General features: G+C 70.3%; 14 protein-coding genes, 2 tRNA genes and 1 other RNA gene. 6 read left to right on the top strand and 11 right to left on the bottom strand.

Going from position 1 to position 15282, the window contains the following annotated elements:
• From VFO26_RS07215 to ffs, 6 genes are all read right to left on the bottom strand, one after another.
• The coding region (locus VFO26_RS07215; RefSeq protein WP_325114241.1) for an aspartate-semialdehyde dehydrogenase at positions 1-879 on the bottom strand (879 nt) is incomplete at its 3' end.
• A 45-nt stretch (positions 880-924) separates the two neighbouring features.
• The gene (gene recR / locus VFO26_RS07210) at positions 925-1515 is read right to left on the bottom strand and encodes a recombination mediator RecR (RefSeq protein ID WP_325114240.1); all 591 of its coding nucleotides are present in this window, start codon (positions 1513-1515) and stop codon (positions 925-927) included.
• A gap of 59 nt (positions 1516-1574) precedes the next feature.
• The gene (locus VFO26_RS07205; RefSeq protein WP_325114239.1) at positions 1575-3101 is read right to left on the bottom strand and encodes an ATP-dependent DNA ligase; all 1527 of its coding nucleotides are present in this window, start codon (positions 3099-3101) and stop codon (positions 1575-1577) included.
• Between the two features lie 26 nt (positions 3102-3127).
• Positions 3128-3448, bottom strand: coding sequence for a YbaB/EbfC family nucleoid-associated protein (locus tag VFO26_RS07200; RefSeq protein ID WP_325114238.1), 321 nt, complete (start codon positions 3446-3448; stop codon positions 3128-3130).
• Positions 3445-5061: a DNA polymerase III subunit gamma/tau gene (gene dnaX, locus VFO26_RS07195; RefSeq protein ID WP_325114237.1), complete on the bottom strand. Its 1617-nt coding sequence runs from the start codon at positions 5059-5061 to the stop codon at positions 3445-3447. Before dnaX ends, VFO26_RS07200 begins: the two co-directional genes overlap by 4 nt.
• Before the next feature lie 53 nt (positions 5062-5114).
• Positions 5115-5378: signal recognition particle sRNA large type (gene ffs / locus VFO26_RS07190), an RNA gene on the bottom strand.
• 116 nt (positions 5379-5494) lie between these two features.
• On the opposite strand from ffs, the gene VFO26_RS07185 reads away from it, so the two are divergent.
• From VFO26_RS07185 to VFO26_RS07175, 3 genes are all read left to right on the top strand, one after another.
• Positions 5495-6802: a hypothetical protein gene (locus VFO26_RS07185; protein WP_325114236.1), complete on the top strand. Its 1308-nt coding sequence runs from the start codon at positions 5495-5497 to the stop codon at positions 6800-6802.
• A gap of 233 nt (positions 6803-7035) precedes the next feature.
• On the top strand, positions 7036-8775 hold the full coding sequence (locus VFO26_RS07180; protein WP_325114235.1) for a ThuA domain-containing protein: 1740 nt from the start codon (positions 7036-7038) through the stop codon (positions 8773-8775).
• A 233-nt stretch (positions 8776-9008) separates the two neighbouring features.
• Positions 9009-9221: a hypothetical protein gene (locus VFO26_RS07175; protein ID WP_325114234.1), complete on the top strand. Its 213-nt coding sequence runs from the start codon at positions 9009-9011 to the stop codon at positions 9219-9221.
• 21 nt (positions 9222-9242) lie between these two features.
• Here the strand turns inward: VFO26_RS07175 and VFO26_RS07170 are convergent.
• Positions 9243-9314 (bottom strand) — tRNA-Val (locus tag VFO26_RS07170).
• 15 nt (positions 9315-9329) lie between these two features.
• On the bottom strand, positions 9330-10547 hold the full coding sequence (locus VFO26_RS07165) for an aminopeptidase (RefSeq protein WP_325114233.1): 1218 nt from the start codon (positions 10545-10547) through the stop codon (positions 9330-9332).
• Positions 10548-10626: 79 nt separating this feature from the next.
• Here VFO26_RS07165 and VFO26_RS07160 point away from each other — a divergent pair, with 79 nt between their 5' ends.
• The gene (locus VFO26_RS07160; RefSeq protein ID WP_325114232.1) at positions 10627-11145 is read left to right on the top strand and encodes a cytochrome c; all 519 of its coding nucleotides are present in this window, start codon (positions 10627-10629) and stop codon (positions 11143-11145) included.
• A 100-nt stretch (positions 11146-11245) separates the two neighbouring features.
• Complete coding sequence (locus VFO26_RS07155) at positions 11246-12154, top strand: hypothetical protein (RefSeq protein WP_325114231.1); 909 nt, start codon at positions 11246-11248, stop codon at positions 12152-12154.
• Positions 12155-12206: 52 nt separating this feature from the next.
• On the opposite strand, the gene VFO26_RS07150 is transcribed toward VFO26_RS07155, so the two are convergent.
• Positions 12207-12295: transfer RNA gene (locus VFO26_RS07150), tRNA-Ser, on the bottom strand.
• Positions 12296-12356: 61 nt separating this feature from the next.
• Between VFO26_RS07150 and VFO26_RS07145 the strand changes: the two genes are divergently transcribed.
• A complete protein-coding gene (locus VFO26_RS07145) occupies positions 12357-13019 on the top strand; it encodes a hypothetical protein (RefSeq protein ID WP_325114230.1) in 663 nt (220 codons plus the stop codon).
• Here the strand turns inward: VFO26_RS07145 and VFO26_RS07140 are convergent, their stop codons facing one another.
• Positions 13020-13397 (bottom strand): hypothetical protein, encoded by a 378-nt coding sequence (locus VFO26_RS07140; protein WP_325114229.1) that lies wholly within the window; start codon positions 13395-13397, stop codon positions 13020-13022.
• A gap of 11 nt (positions 13398-13408) precedes the next feature.
• The gene (locus tag VFO26_RS07135; RefSeq protein WP_325114228.1) at positions 13409-15232 is read right to left on the bottom strand and encodes an aminotransferase class V-fold PLP-dependent enzyme; all 1824 of its coding nucleotides are present in this window, start codon (positions 15230-15232) and stop codon (positions 13409-13411) included.
• Positions 15233-15282: the final 50 nt, after the last annotated feature.

Below are 15282 nucleotides of genomic sequence, written 5' to 3'. Positions count from 1 at the left end.
GTAGAGCGCGATGCCGTTCTCGGCCGCGGTATCGCGCCGGAGCCGCCCGACGAGCACCTCGTCCTCGCCCGCGGCGGCAGCCGGGGTCGGGAAGGCAGGCAGATCGAGGACGCGGACGCTCGGGGCGTCGCGGAGGATCTCGGTCGCCTCGTCGGGTGAGAGCTGCCGATCGAGCTCCACCCACACGGCCTCCGAGTGGCCGACCATGACGGGCACGCGCACGCAGGTCGCCGAGATCGGGAGATCTGGGAGCTCCAGGATCTTGCGCGTCTCCGCCCGGAGCTTCGCCTCCTCGTCCGACTCGTCGCCTTCCCACGTCCAGTCCATCACGAGGTCGTGCTCGGCCGGGATTTCCTCGGCCAGCGCAGACATCCGGTGTGCGCCCGCCCCCGAGACCGACTGGTAGGTCGAGACGCGGACCCGCGCCAGGCCGGCCTCGTCGTGGAGGGGCTTGAGGACGCAGGTGAGCGGGATCGTGCAGCAGTTCGGGTTGGCGACGATCCGGTCATGCTCGAGCGCTTCGAGCGCCCGGCCGCCGTTCACCTCCGGCACGACGAGCGGGTACCCGTCCACGAGCCGGTAGGCGGAGGACTTGTCGACGCAGACCGCTCCGGCCGCCGATGCGATCGGGACGAGCTCGCGGCTCGCGGCCGTCCCGACCGAGAAGAGGTACAGGTCGACGTCACCGGCGCCGAGCGTGTCGGCGGTGGCTTCCTCGACGAGGAGCTCGTCGTCGCCGAAGGGCACTCGCGACCCTCTCGAGCGCGCAGAGGCGTACGCGCGCACGTACTCGTACCCTCGCTCCGCGAGGAGTTGGAGCGTCACCGTCCCGACGGCACCGGTCGCGCCGACGACGCCGATCGTCGGTTGCACAGGCATCAGGCCTCTTGTTCTAGCCGAAGCCGCCGACTCCCTGTCGGCCGGCTACGCGGGCCGGCGGCCGGCCAGTGCCCGACCGAGCGTGACCTCGTCGGCATATTCGAGGTCACCGCCGACCGGGAGCCCGCTCGCGAGGCGCGTCACCGTCACCTGGTCGCGCAGGCGGTCGGCGAGGTAGGCGGCCGTCGCCTCGCCTGTCATCGTCGGGTTCGTCGCCAGCACGATCTCCTCGACGCCGTCGGCGCCGACGCGCTCCATCAGGCGCTGGATCCGCAGGTCGCCGGGCTCGACGCCGTCGAGCGGCGAGAGCGCGCCTCCGAGGACGTGGTAGAGGCCGCGGTACTCGTGCGTCCGCTCGAGCGAGAGCACGTCCACCGGCTGCTCGACGACGCAGATCACGGTGCGGTCCCTGCGGGGATCGGCGCAGACGCCGCAGAGCTCCTCCTCCGTCAGGTTCCCGCACTCGGGGCAGGGACGCACCCGCGCCTTGACGTCCGCGATCGCAAGCCCGATCGCGTTCGCCTCGTCGGTCGGCGCAGCGAGGATGTGGAATGCGAGCCGTTGGGCCGTGCGAGTGCCGATCCCCGGTAGGCGCGTGAGCTGCGCGACGAGATTGTCCACCGCGGGGCTCAGCACGCCGTCACGTTAGCCGTCCACGCCGGACGTGGCGGGCCTGGCCGGTCGCCGTGTCGATGTCAGCCGGCGCCTTCGTGGATGGAGCGGACGAGGTCGATCGTGTCGGCCTCCTGGGCCGACTTGTCGGCGCGGTAGCCCTTCACCCGGGCGAACCGCAGCGCGAGCCCGCCCGGATACCGCGAGCTCCGCTGCACGCCGTCGAAGGCGATCTCCACGACGAGCTCCGGGCGGACGCGGACGACGTGGCCTTCGCGTTCGGTTGCGAGCTCGAGCAGCCGCTCGGTCTGCCATTCCAGCATCGCGTCGGTCATGCCCTTGAACGTCTTGCCGAGCATGACGAACTCTCCGCGCTCGGGGTCACGCGCGCCGAGATGGAGGTTGCTCAGCCGGCCGCGCCGTCTTCCGTGGCCCCATTCGGCTGCGAGCACGACCAGGTCGAGCGTGTGCGCGCGCTTGACCTTCAGCCAGGCGGCTCCTCGCCGACCGGCTTCGTATGGTGCGGCGAGAGCCTTCACCATGACGCCCTCGTGACCGTGCGCGAGTGCGTCCTCGAGGAAACGCTCGGCGGCGGCCGACTCGTCGGTCTCGATCCTCGGCACGCGCAGGTGCTCGGGCACCCGCGTGGCCAGGAGCGCGAGCCGCTCCTGGCAGGAACGGTCGAGGAGGTCGTCTCCGTCGAGATGGAGGCAGTCGAAGAGAGAGACGCTGAGCGGGACCGATTCCGGTGACGCGGCTCCGTCTCCACCGGAGCCGAACCGGCTCATCGTCGACTGGAACGCGTGCGGACGCCCGTCGGCCCGCATGGCGATCACCTCGCCGTCGAAGACGGCGGCCTCGACCGGCAGCCCCGCGATCGCCTGGACGACCTCGGGGACACGCTCGGTGACGTCGGCGAGGCTGCGGGTGTAGGCGCGCACCTCGTTCCCGAGCCGGTGCACCTGGAGCCGCGCGCCGTCCAGCTTCCACTCGACGGCTGCCGGGCCGGTGCGGCCGATCGCGTCGGCGACGCTGTCGGCCGTCTGCGCGAGCATCGGCTTCACCGGTCGAAGAAGCTGGAGCCCGAAGCTCGAGAGAGCGCCGCGGCCGTCGGTGAGCGCCGCGGCGGCCACCGTGGGCAGCTCGCCGGCCAGCATCAGCGCCCGGCGCACCTCGCCCGCCGGGGCATCCGCCGCGCGGGCGACCGCCTCGACCATGACGCCCTCGAGTGCGCCTTGCCGGAGCTCGCCGTGCAGGAGGTCGACCAGAAAGCGCTGCTCGACCTCCGTGGCGCTCGCGAAGAGCCGGGTCAGCTCGGTCTTGCGTCTGGCCTGCGATCCGGGTCCGTCGATGCCCGCGATACGGCGAAGGGCGGCGTCCACCTCGAGGAGCTCGAGTGTCGGCGGCGGCTCCGCGGGAGGAGGAAGAACCCGGAGGGACGCCCAGCCGACGCCGATCCGCCCGAGCGTCCCGGAGAGGTAGGTGACCCCAACGGGAACCTCCTCCGGCCGCAGTTTCCTCAGGCAGTCGGCGAGCGCCTCGACCTTGGCCGAGCGCGCGCTCGTTCCGGCGACCGTGAGCGACGCGCGCGCGATCTCTTCGAGGAGCACGGGCGGACGCCGGTCTGCCTGCGCTCCTACACCCCGGGCAGGCCGAGCGACCCCAGGTCGGGCATCTGGCCGCGAAGCTTGCTCTCGACCGACTGCGCCGCTGCTCGAAGGGCCTCGTTCGATGCAGCGAGCACCATGTCGGCCAGGAGCTCGGGGTCGTCGGGGTCGATCGCGCGCGGGTCGATCCGGATCTCGACGAGCTCACCCGCCCCGCTCGCCTTGACCGTCACCATGCCGCCCCCGGCGGAGGCCTCCTTGATCTCGCTCTTCGCCTCTTCCTGGGCGCGCAGCATCTGCTCCTGCATCTGCTGGGCCTGCTTCATCAGTGCGTTCATGTCGAGCTTCACGGGATCTCCTCCACCTCGGTTGCGTTGAGATCGGTGACGAGCAGGGAGATGAGGTTCTCCTCGCCCAGAGGCTCCGACTCGGGCCCCGCGGCCTCGTCGATCTGATCGGAGAGCGCGGTGACGACCGTGAGTCGCCGCCCGGTGACCTCGTACAGAGCCTCGCGCAGGACCGTGAGGTTCTTGGCGTCGTCCACCTGCTTGCGGTGGAACTCGGCGCTCGGCTGGAAGGAAAGGGTGAGGGTGTCGCCCTCGAGCGCTGTCGGGCTCGCCTCCGACAGCAGCGAGGCGACCGGGATCGAGCGCTCCTTGACCGCCGGGATGACGCTTCTCGTCCAGGCTTCGTGCACCTGCTCGACGGTGATCTCGTCACCGCCCGGCTCGCTCGGACGCGGCTCCGGGCCTTCAGGTGCCGGGCCCGCCGCGGGCGCGGGAACGGGGGAGGGGCCCCACGACTCCGCGGCGGGAACACCGGCATGCACCCGGGATTCCAGCACTTCGACACGATGGACAAGCGATTCACGTGCCAGATCGGACTGGGGCCGGGTCACCTTGACGAGCGCGAGCTCGAGCGGCAGGCGGGGGTCTCCGCCCTGCCGCTCGTCCTCGACCACCACTGCCAGGAGGTCGACCAGCCGCAGCACCGTCGGCTCGGGGAGCTGGTTCGCCTGCTCGCGCAGACGGTCTCGCGACTCCTCGGTGAGCGGGAGCGACTCGGGAACGTGCCCGAGGTGCTGGACGAGGAGCAGGTGGCGAAGATGCTCGAGAAGCTCCTTCGTCAGCTGCCCGAGATCCTGGCCTCGCTCTGCGAGCTCCTCGACGAGCACGAGCGCGCCGGCGACGTCACCGTCCACGATCGTGTCGCAGAGACGGAAGAGCACGTCTTCCTCGACCGCCGTCCCCAGCTGCAGCACGTCCTGCACGGAGATCTTCTTCCCCGTCGCGGCGGCCAGCTGGTCGAGGGTCGAGATCGCGTCGCGGAACGAACCCCCGGCGCCGCGAGCGACGAGCGAGAGCGCGGAGTCCGGCGCGTCGATCCCCTCGCCGTCGCAGACCCGGCGGAGGACGGCGACGATCTCCTGCAGGCGCGGGCGCTGGAAGACGAAGGTCTGGCAGCGGGACCGAACCGTCGGGATCACCTTGGAGAGCTCGGTGGTGCAGAAGACGAAGACGAGGTGGGGCGGGGGCTCCTCGATCAGCTTGAGGAGCGCGTTCCAGGCAGCCGTCGTGAGCTGGTGCGCCTCGTCGACGATGTAGACCTTGTAGCGGCCCTCGGCGGGCTGGAGCATCGCCCGCTCCCGGATCTCGCGAACCTCGTCGATCCCTCGCTGCGAGGCAGCGTCCATCTCGACCACGTCGAGCGCCGTTCCGTCTGCGATCGTCCTCGCGATCCGCGTCGTGGGGTCGAAGTCCGCAGTCGGGCCGCCCTCGGCATTGAGCGCCTTGGCAAGGATGCGCGCCATCGAGGTCTTGCCCGTGCCGCGGGGGCCTGCGAAGAGGTACGCCTGCCGGACCTGATCGTGCTCGATCGCATTGCGCAGCGTGCGCACGATCGCCTCTTGCCCCACGACCTGTGTGAAGTCGAGCGAGCGGTAGGTGCGATACAGGGCCGTCATGGATGCATTCTCGCAGACCCTCTGGCTGCGGCCGCCGGCTGAAATGCCCGGCCGCGCGCTCCGACGTCGAACAGGCGACCCCGGGCGGTGCCGCCGCCGCCTGCTCGGGTCGGGCGGTGCCGCGGCACCTGGGAGGGAGTTCTTAGCGCTGCTTCCTTCCGGATCTGACGCGGTTCGAACGCTCCCAGTGCGCGGGACCCGACCGTCAACGCCGCGTATCGGTGACCCGTGCCCGTGACCGCCGCCCTCGGACGGCGTTCGGCCCCGCTGGAGCGGATTTCGGGTTCAGGGAACCGCTGACTCCCCACCTAGCGCGACCGGGCAACCCGAGCGTAGCACCCGTGTGTTGCGCACTCCGGCAGGCCCATCACCAAAGGCGGGTAGCATGGGCCGTTCGATCAAGCGGAATGCTGTCGACGCCGATGATGAATCGATGAGGCCCGTCGCGGATATTCCCGGCGATGCGGACGAGGGTGTCGATCTCTCCGAGATCAGCCCAGAGCTCGTCCTCGTCGACCCGGAGCTGGCGCGTTTGGTGCGCGAACGTGCCGCCCTGCCCGCGCCGTCGCGCCCCCTCCTCGGGCCTGGGCTGCGGCTCGTACCTCCCGCCGAGTCGAACGGGACCTCGGGGCCGGCGCTCGAGCCTCCACGTGCCGTGGCGCAGGCCGGCGCGGCGCCTGTCTCACCTGCGGTCGAGCCCGACGAGCCGATCGTCCCACGGCCGACCTCCCCGGCCGAGCCGACCCTCCTGCAACCCAGCGAATCGGAGACCGTCGTGGACGCGACGGTCGTCGAGCCGCCTCGGCCGACAGACGAGAGCGCGAAACCCACCGCTGGGCCCGAGGCTCTCGCCCCCGCCTCGCAGCGGGTGGTCGAAGCGGAGCCGGCCAGGGTCGTCGAGCCGGAACGTCGCACTCAGCCTTTGCCGCGGGTCGAGCCTGCTCCACCGGAGCCGGAACGCCGGACGCTTGCCGCGATCGCCCCTGCGATGCCGCATCCGATCACGCGGCCGGCCGCCTCCACTCGGCCGAAGCGCTCCTCACCTTCCCGCCGCGGCCGCGGGACGCTGCTCTTCCTCGCGAGCGTGGCTCTGGCCTCCGTGGCCGTTCTCGGGATCCTCAATCTGACCGGCGGATCGTCGCCCGGCTCGCCCGAGGCCACCGCCACGCCTGCTTCCGGCAAGCCGCTCCAGTCCGAGGCCCCGTCGTCGAACGGGGCGTCGCCTGTTCCCAAGCCCAGGTCCGCACCCAAGCTGCAGACCAACCCTGGTGGAAGTTCCAAGCCCAAGGCGACGTCCAAGCCCAACGCGACCGTCTCCAAGCCGAAGGTCGCCGGCAGGCCCAGAGCGACGACCAAACCGAAGGCAAGCGCGCCTCGGAAGGTTACGACCAAGCCGAAGTCAACGACAACGCCGAAGGCCGCCACGAAGGCCAAGGCAGGTGCCACGACCGGTTCCAAGGCTGCCTCGAAGCCCAAGGCGCCCGTCGCGCCGGAGCCGCGGCGATTCGCCTGGGCGCCCGTCGAGGGAGCCGTCGGCTACCACGTCGAGCTGTTCAGGGGGGCAGACCGAGTGCTGGCGAAGGAGACCAAAGAACCCGTGCTCGAGCTCGGCCAGTCGTGGCGCCACGAGGGTCGCGTCGTGCGCCTGACGGCCGGCTCATACCGGTGGTACGTCTGGCCGGTCTCCGAGAGCGGCCGCGCGACGCAGGCCGTGGTGCAGGCGAAGCTGTCGATTCCCTAGGCCCCGCGGCCTGTCGGCCGCAGGCTTCAGCAACCGGGCGGCCCGGCTCTCGCGAACGACGACCTCGATCTACCTACTGTGCAGCGCCCGGCGCGACTACCTCCCATGACGGTTGGGCTGTACAATCGAGGGCGAGCCGACAGGCTCGGGGGAGGGTGATGCAGGCGGTTCGACCGTGGCGCCACTGGCGCTCACGATGGTTTCTCGCGGCGGCGTTCGTTGCGGGGGGGTTGGTGTTGCTCGCGGTGGTCTTGCTGGCGGTCGTCGCCGGCCCGTCTCACGCCGCGACTCTCCAGGACATCGGCCTGCGGAGGGTCGTGATAGCGAACACGGGCCCACGAGACCCGTGGATGAAGTCCATCGCCGACCTGAACGGCGACGGGAAGCTGGACGTCGTCGTGAGCGGCGCCACCGGGCCTGTCGTGTGGTACCGGAACCCCGACTGGGCGCCGACCACGATTTCGTCCCGTGGTGCCTCGGAGTCGGGAAGCGCGACGGCGGATCTCGACGGTGACGGCGATGTCGACCTCGTCGTCGGAACGACCTGGTACGAGAACACGAAGCTTGGCCGGAGTTGGGACGCACATCGCGTGGGCGACGGCGGAACGCACGACATCGTTGTCGCGGATCTCGACGGCGACCGCAGGCTCGACATCGCGATGCGGGGCGAGACCGGTTCCGGCGTGGATCTCTTCTTCCAGCACGGGAAAGCTGCGTGGGTTCGAATCAGGCTCGATCCGGGTTTCGGTCGCAACGGGCTCGACGCCGGTGACCTGGACAACGACGGTGACCCGGACCTCGCGGTGGGAGGACGATGGCTCGTCAATCCCGGCGGCTCTGCTGCGCGTACCACGCGCGGTTGGTCGAATCGAAGCTTCGGGAGATGGAACGAGTGGGCGGCGGTCAAGATCGTCGACCTGAACGGCGACGGTCGACGGGACATCGTGCTCGCCGTTTCGGAGCGGGAGGGCGACATCGCCTGGTTCGAGGCCCCCGCCGACCCGGCGAGAGGCGCCTGGAGGCGTCATCCCATCGGAATTGGGCTCGAGAGTGTCCACAGCGTGGACGTCGCGGACGTCAACGGCGACGGAAGGCTCGATGTCGTTGGGAGCGAGTTCCGAGGCGAGGGCCGGCTGATGGCTTTCCTCAACGAGGGCCGTGCGCTCGCGTGGGCGCCGATCACGGTCGGCCGAGGCGAGAACCTCCACAACACGCGGGTCGCCGACCTGAATGGCGATCGCCTACCCGACGTCCTGGGCGCCGCACCGTTCGGCGAGCAACCCGTGGTTCTCTACGAGTCGCGCCGACGGCTCGCGACCCGCCTTCTGGTGTTCTCGAGGACACGCGGCTACAGACACGACTCGATTCCCTACGCGATCGAGAAGCTGACCCAGCTCGGTGCCGCGAACGGCTTCACGGTCGATGCGACCGAGGACTCGGGCGCGTTCACGCCGGCGAACCTGGCCCGTTACCGGGCGGTTGTGTTCCTCAACCCGTCCGGCGACGTCCTCAACAGCGATCAGCGCGACGCATTCCGACGGTACATCGAGGCGGGCCACGGGTTTGTCGGCGTCCACAACGCGACGGCACTCGTGCTGGAGGACTGGCCCTGGTACACGCGGCTGGTCGGGGCGCGCTATCGCACCGAGATCCCGACAGCGCCGCTCCGCTTGGTCACGGTCGACCATACGCATCCCTCGACACGGGGGCTCCCGGACTCGTGGCTGATGACGGAGGAGGCGTACAACTGGGACGTGAACCCGAAAACCCGCGGGGTCCATGTGCTCGTGAACCTGGACGAGAGCCACAGCCCGGGCGGGACGATGGGCGCGGACCATCCGTTCTCCTGGTACAAGCTGTACGACGGCGGCCGCTCGTGGTACACGAACGGTGGCGCGAACGATGCGGACTACGACAATGCGCAGTTCATGCGCCACGTCCTCGGCGGCATTCGATGGGCCGGCAGGCTCTGATTCTTGGGCGGGGGCGGCAACAGCCGTGGGCGTACCCGAGAGCCCGCGCTGCTGAGCCGCATCCGCCGCACATCATGGCGTGACACCCGAGATCGTGAGTCCCGGCCTCGCGCGGGTTCACCGCCTGAGGCTCACGGCCGGTCCGCGTGCTTCCTCTCCTCTCGTCCTGACGCCCACGTTTCGGGTCCGAACGACCGAGGCAAGCCCTTCCCATGTACCTGGCAGGCGTACAGATGCAGCCCGCTTCCATGCTCGAGCTGATCCGCAGGCTTCGAGACGCCGGGTACGAGTTGACGGCCGAGAAGCTCGAATGCGCCTTGCTCGTCAGGACGGTACAGGTCCGGCTGCTGAGGGTCGACCGCGAGGCGATCGTTCGCGTTACATGGGATCGGCGGCCCGAGCATGCGGAGCTGCGCGACGCGTTGCTCCACGAGCAGGTCGGCTAGGGCGCGAGGCTCCCTCGAGGATGGGCGCACCTGGGATCGAACCAGGGACCTCTCGCGTGTGAAGCGAGCGCTCTCCCGCTGAGCTATGCGCCCGGAGACGCCCTTAGGCTAGCGGAGCACCCAGGTGTCGTCCTCGATGATCGGCACCTCGGTGCCCCCCTGCTCCACGCCGAGCGCCAGGACCTCCGGGCCGCCGACCATGAAGTCGGTGTGCACGACCGAGTCGTTGTAGCCGAGCGCGGCGAGCTCCGCATTCGGCATCTCCTCTCCGCCCTCGAGCGCCCCCTGGATCCCCTGGCCCCACGCGATGTGGCAGGCGGCGTTCTCGTCGAACAGCGTGTCGAAGAAGACGACGCCGGTCTTGCGCACGCGCGAGTCGCCGTCGACGAGCGCCACCTCGCCCAGATAGCTCGCGCCCTCGTCGGTCGCCATCTCCTGGCGTACCGCCTCGGCGCCCGCCTCCGCACGCACCTCGACGACCTTGCCGCGTTCGAAGCGCACCTCGAGGCCCCTCACGATCGTGCCGCCGAGCGAGAGCGGGAACGTCGATCGCACCGTCCCCTCCGTGAGCCTGCGGTCGGGTGTCGTGAAGACCTCCTCGGTCGGAACGTTGACGAGATGCGGCACGCCGTCGACCGTCTCCTCGGCTCCCGTGAGCCAACGATGCGACTCGGGCAGGCCCACCACCAGGTCCGTGCCGGGCCCCCTGAAGCGGATGGCGCGGAAGCGGCGCTCGTCGAGCGCGCTGGCGCGCGCGCGGAGGCGTGCGATGTGCTCCTGCCAGGCCGTCACCGGGTCGGGCTCGTCGAGGCGCGTCGCCGTGATGACCGCCTCCCAGAGCCGCTCGACGTCGGGCTCGCCGAAGACCGTCCGAGCCCACCCTTCGTTCGGGTAGCCCACGATCGTCCACTGGATGAGTCGGCGGTTCTCCGCGTCGAGGAGCTTCTCGACGGCCAGCCGCGGCCGCGCCCGCTGGGCCCGGCGCTGATCGAGGTCGGCGAGCAGTTCCGGCTCTGCCTCCCCCGTGATCGTGATCGTTGCTCCGCGAGTCTCCACCATGTGGTCGATGAGTGCCACGGTCCAGGGAGGGCTCCAATCGAGCGAGTCCTCGGGCGCGTGCTCGACCCTCGCGCGCTTCAGGTGAGCATCGCGGTAGTGGACCTCGACGAAATGCGCGCCGCGTTCGTAGGCGACCCTGCCGACCGCGCGGACCAGAGGCAAGTGCTCCGGGTCGGCCGAGATCCGGAGAAACTGCCCGGGCTGGAGGTTGACTGCGACCTCGACCGCAAGGCGTGCGTACCTGTCGAGCCGCTCCGCAGGCGTCACAAACCGAAACCCTATTCACTTCACGTGACTTCGGTAGAGCGCGGATCGCAGCGCAGGGCAGCGTGGTAGCTTCCGCGCGATGCTCCTCTCGGGGATCACCAGCCTCGGCAAGACGGTTCTGCTCGTGGTCGCGATCACGTTCATCGTCTGGGCAATCGTCACCGCGATCTTCGTGCCGAAGCGGAGCCCCGGGTTCCCGCGGCGACTCGACGCGTACATCCTCGTCTCCGTGCTGCTGTTCGTCGCTCAGATGACCGCCGTGGTGTGGGTGACCGGGACGCAGGAGGTCGAGGAAGCTCATGCGTCGGAGGCGGAGGGAGAGCCCGGAGCGACCACGGAGGAGCCGGCCGCCGGCTCGACGGCGGTGGGGAAGGAAGTGTTCGAGAGCGCCGGCTGCGCGACGTGTCACACGCTTGCCGACGCGGGTGCGAGCGGCTCCGTAGGGCCGAACCTCGACGAGGCGAAGCCGGCCCCGGCGCTCGTCGTCGAGCGGGTCACGAACGGGATGGGCGCCATGCCCGCGTTCAAGGATCAGCTCTCCGAGGAGCAGATCCAGGAGGTCGCCGCGTACGTCTCGGCGGCCGCCGGGGCGTCGTAAGGATTCCGTTCGGGACCGGCTCGCGGCGGCCGGAGGTGGGAAGGCTCCTGGTGTACCACTGGACCACGCGCTTGCGTGGACCCTGACGAGAGGGGTTTCCATGAGACGATCGATCGCGATGACTGCTGGGATCGTGCTGGCGGCCGTCTTCGCACCAGCGGCACTGTCCGCGACCGCGACGCCGTTCGGCGGCGCGACCACCAGCGGGGGGATCCTGACGCTCGTGTCGAACACCGGCGACGCCGGGGCCGCGAACGACTTCTCGGGTGCGTCGTTCTCCGACACGGGTGTGACGACGTTCGCGAGCCTCACGACGCTGTCGACCGAGTTCGACGTGACCGACGACGACTGCATCGCCGGCTCGCCCCGGTTCCAGGTTCGTGTGCAGACGCCTTCGGGTGAGAGGAACGTGTTCGTCTATCTCGGTCCGACCCCGTCCTTCACGGGCTGCTCGCAGAACGTGTGGGTCGCGTCCGGCAATCTGATCGGCTCGACGGAGGGGCGATTCGACACGAGCCAGGTGCAGGCCGGGACGCAGGTGTCGACGTACGCGCAGGCGCTCGCCCTCGTGGGCACGTATCAGGTGACGGGCATCTCGCTGGTCGTCGACTCGGGCTGGGCCTTGGCCGACAAGGAGCAGACCGTCCGCATCCGCAACGTCAAGGTGAACACGTCGACGTTCTTCGCGCCGGAGGGGCCGAAGCCGCCCGGCACGGGTGGTCTGAATCCCGCGCAGGCGTGCAAGAAGCTCCGCGCCGAGATGGGTGTCGACGCGTTCCGCACCGCCTACGGCAAGAACCGAAACGGCGCCAACGCGTTCGGCAAGTGCGTCTCCAAGATGGCGCGGATGAAGAACGACACCGCCCGCGCAGCCGCGGTCGAGCGGATCGGCGACGCCGCCGATCGCTGTGCCGAGCGCGCAACGGCCGGCAAGGGCAAGGGCAAGGGTCACGGCAAGAGCAAGAGCAAGGCGAACAAGCTCCGCAGCTGCCTCGAGCACGCTGTCTGAGGTCGTGATCCCGCGAATCTGGTGGAAAGGCCCCGACAGGGGCCTTTCCACACGGAGAGGGCGGGATTTGAACCCGCGACGCAGCTTTCACCACGTACGCGATTTCCAGTCGCGCTCCTTAGACCACTCGGACACCTCTCCGAGAGGGACAACCTTAGCGCCGGACACGGGGTTCTCCGGGCGCGGCGGCTAGCGTTCGGGCGTGGACGCGCCCGCCGCCCCGGAGGCCCTGTCGAGCGGCGCTGAGGTCAGGTTCTCGGGGCCGCAGGGCCGGCTGGCAGTGGTTTGCGCAAACGGCGGCCAGGCGGCGCAGGTGCCCGGGACGTGGAGTGCGTCGATCGAGTGGCTCGTGCGCCGGCTCGCGCCCTCCTTTGCGGACGTGCGGTTCGCTGAGGTGCGCTACCGCGTCAAGTCCTGGAAGCGCCTCGACCTCTGCGTGGAGGACGCGGTCGCGGCGGTGATGGCTGCAGGCGCCGAGCGGACGCTCCTGCTGGGCTTCTCGATGGGCGGCGCGGTCTGCGTGGGGGCGGCCGCGCACCCGAGCGTGGTCGGCGTCCTCGGCCTCGCGCCCTGGCTGCCCGAGCAGCTCGACCTCGCTCCGCTCCGGGGCCGGAGGCTGGACGTCCTCCACGGGGCACTCGACCGCTGGCTCCCTGGGATTCCGGGTGTCAGCCCCACCGTCTCGCGACGCGGCTACGAGCGGGCGCGGCGGATGGGGGTCGAGGGGTCGTACGCGGTCATCCCGGGCGCCGTCCACGGCGTGGCGCTCCGCGCTCCCTCCGGTCGGCTGGTGACGCTACCCCGTGCTGCCCGCTGGGCCGAGCTGGTCGCCGAGCACGTATCGCGGTTCCGCGGCTCGGCGTGATCAGCCGTCGCCGGCCTGCCACAGGGCCGGGACGATGCGATCGGCGGCGACCTCGGCGTGATCGACGAGACGCGCCACTGCTTCGAGGGAGGGCGCCGAGAAGATCGAGAGGAAGGAGTCGTCGCCGGGCACGCCCGCGGAGCCGAGGAAGCGCACCCTCGCCACAATGCCCTCGTTCGCTGCGGCCCGAAGCCTCCGCGTGAGCGCGTCGACACGCTGCTCGTCGAGGTCCGGCGAGTAGTGCTCTGCGAGGAAGACCCGCGTCGCAGCGCGCCGCTTCCGAGCGGAGCGCCGCGACGCCCCCCGGGCGCGCTTCTCCTCGCCCCCCACGAGTGCCTTTGCGGCCACGAGCGCTGCCAGTGGATGCCCAGTTCCCATATGCCTCGAGCCTAGGTCGTGGCGCCGGAGCCGCCTAGCGGGAATCCCCTCGCATGCGCCCCGGAACCCCTAGCGGGCCGCTGGAGTCGCTCGTGCGCCTCGCCCGGGAGCGTGAACCAGCGGATGCGCTCGAAGTCGGGCGTCAGCGGCGGGTCGGGCACGGGTGCCAGGCGGACCGTGTCCGCCGCGCGCAATATCCGTCTGGCCTCCTCGAGCTGGCCTGGAAGGACGCTCTCCGGCGCCGTGCGGCGGCCCGACGAAACGAGCTCATCGGAGTCGAAGTCGAGGTCGCGAAACGACAGGGAGGCCGCCGAACGGCCGCTCCTGTGGCTCCAGAGGCCCGTGCGGGGGTCGAAGCGGTAGAAGGGCAGGAGCTTCCAGCCCTCGTCCGCGAGGAGGTGGACGGCCTCGACGAGGTACTCGAAGACCGCCTCGCTGATGAAGTAGTTGAAGCCGATCCGGACGAACGCAAGCTTGGCGCCGAGATTGCCGCGCGACGCCTCGAGGTGCATTCGCCTGGACCACACCTCGTCGACCGGATAGAGGCGGTGGATGTACGGCCCTGCGCAGAAGCAGCCGCTCCGGGCCTGGATGCCGAACAGGTCGCTCAGCACCGTGACCACGAAGTTCGAGTGCAGCAGACCGGGTGGGTCACGCAGCGCCAGCGAGACCACCGCGATCCGCTCGCTCGACGGGTTGCCGAGGATCTCGATCCGCGGATTTCTCCGCCACGACTCGAGCGCGCGGCGGACGAAGCTCTGCTCGCGATACCGGATCTCCGACGTGCCCACCGCCTGCTTGAGCGCGAAGACGAGGCCGGCGCGGATCGACTCGACGATCGCCGGCGTACCGGCCTCCTCCCGGAGGGTCGGATCAGGGTCGTACGAGTGCTCCTTCGCGCTGACGAAGAGGATCGTGCCGCCGCCCGGGACCGTCGGCGTCGCGCGGCGGAGGAGCCCGCGCTTGACGACCAGCACGCCCGGGGTGCCCGGCCCGCCGACGAACTTGTGGGGTGAGAGGAACACCGCATCCTTGTAGGCAAGGTGGCCGTCCGCGACAGGCGGAGTCGGGTTCATCTCGATGGGGAGGTAGGGGCCCGCCGCCGCGTAGTCCCACCATGCAAGCGCCCCATGTCGATGGAGCGCTATGGACACCGCATCGATGTCGGTGACGATGCCGGTCACGTTCGACGCGGCCGAGAAGCTGCCGATCCGGAGCGGCCGCTCGGCATGGCGGGCGAGCTCGGCGTCCAGGTGGTCGATGTCCACGCCCCCCGACTCGTTCTCGCGGATCGTGACGACGTCGGCGATCGACTCGCGCCAGGGCAGCTCGTTCGAGTGGTGCTCGTACGGGCCGACGAACACCACGGGGCGCTCGTCAGGCGGAAGCGGCTCGGCACGGGCCCCAGCGCCGACGAGCCCGACCACTCGGGCGAGCTTGTCGATCGCTCCGGTGACCCCCGAGCCGCAGAACAGCACCACATCGTCCTTCGAGGCGCCGACCGCCTCCTGGATCAGCAGTCGTGCCTCCTCGCGCAGGCGCGTCGTCTGCTGCCCGGTCGCCGATGCCTCCGTGTGCGTGTTCCCGTAGAGGGGCAGTACCCGGCCACGGATGAAGCTCTCGACGAACGTCAGCGACCGCCCCGAGGCCGTGTAGTCCGCGTACACCATGCGGCGGCCGCCGAACGGCCCTTCGAGCACCGTGTCGTCGCCGACCACCGATTCCCGGATCCGCTCGATCAGGCGGGCGGAGCCGGGGCGGCGGTCCGACCCGGTGGGCTCGGCGGGCCAGTTCGATCTCAGCGGTTGAGCTGCGCGCGTCATCCTGACGCTCACGCTACGAGCGTCGGAAGCGCCGCTCTAGAGGGAATTCCCTACACCCCGGG

This window comes from Gaiella sp. (genome assembly GCF_035710885.1).
Classification (GTDB): domain Bacteria; phylum Actinomycetota; class Thermoleophilia; order Gaiellales; family Gaiellaceae; genus Gaiella.
The sequence above is the reverse complement of the archived record's forward strand: the minus strand, read 5'-3'. Positions and strand labels throughout refer to the sequence as shown.

Bases quoted from the DNA above. Each gene is read 5' to 3' on its own strand.
- dnaX (WP_325114237.1), bottom strand. From the start codon at position 5,061: ATGACGGCCCTGTATCGCACCTACCGCTCGCTCGACTTCACACAGGTC.
- VFO26_RS07185 (WP_325114236.1), top strand. From the start codon at position 5,495: ATGAGGCCCGTCGCGGATATTCCCGGCGATGCGGACGAGGGTGTCGAT.
- VFO26_RS07175 (WP_325114234.1), top strand. From the start codon at position 9,009: ATGCAGCCCGCTTCCATGCTCGAGCTGATCCGCAGGCTTCGAGACGCC.
- VFO26_RS07160 (WP_325114232.1), top strand. From the start codon at position 10,627: ATGCTCCTCTCGGGGATCACCAGCCTCGGCAAGACGGTTCTGCTCGTG.
- VFO26_RS07155 (WP_325114231.1), top strand. From the start codon at position 11,246: ATGAGACGATCGATCGCGATGACTGCTGGGATCGTGCTGGCGGCCGTC.
- VFO26_RS07140 (WP_325114229.1), bottom strand. From the start codon at position 13,397: ATGGGAACTGGGCATCCACTGGCAGCGCTCGTGGCCGCAAAGGCACTC.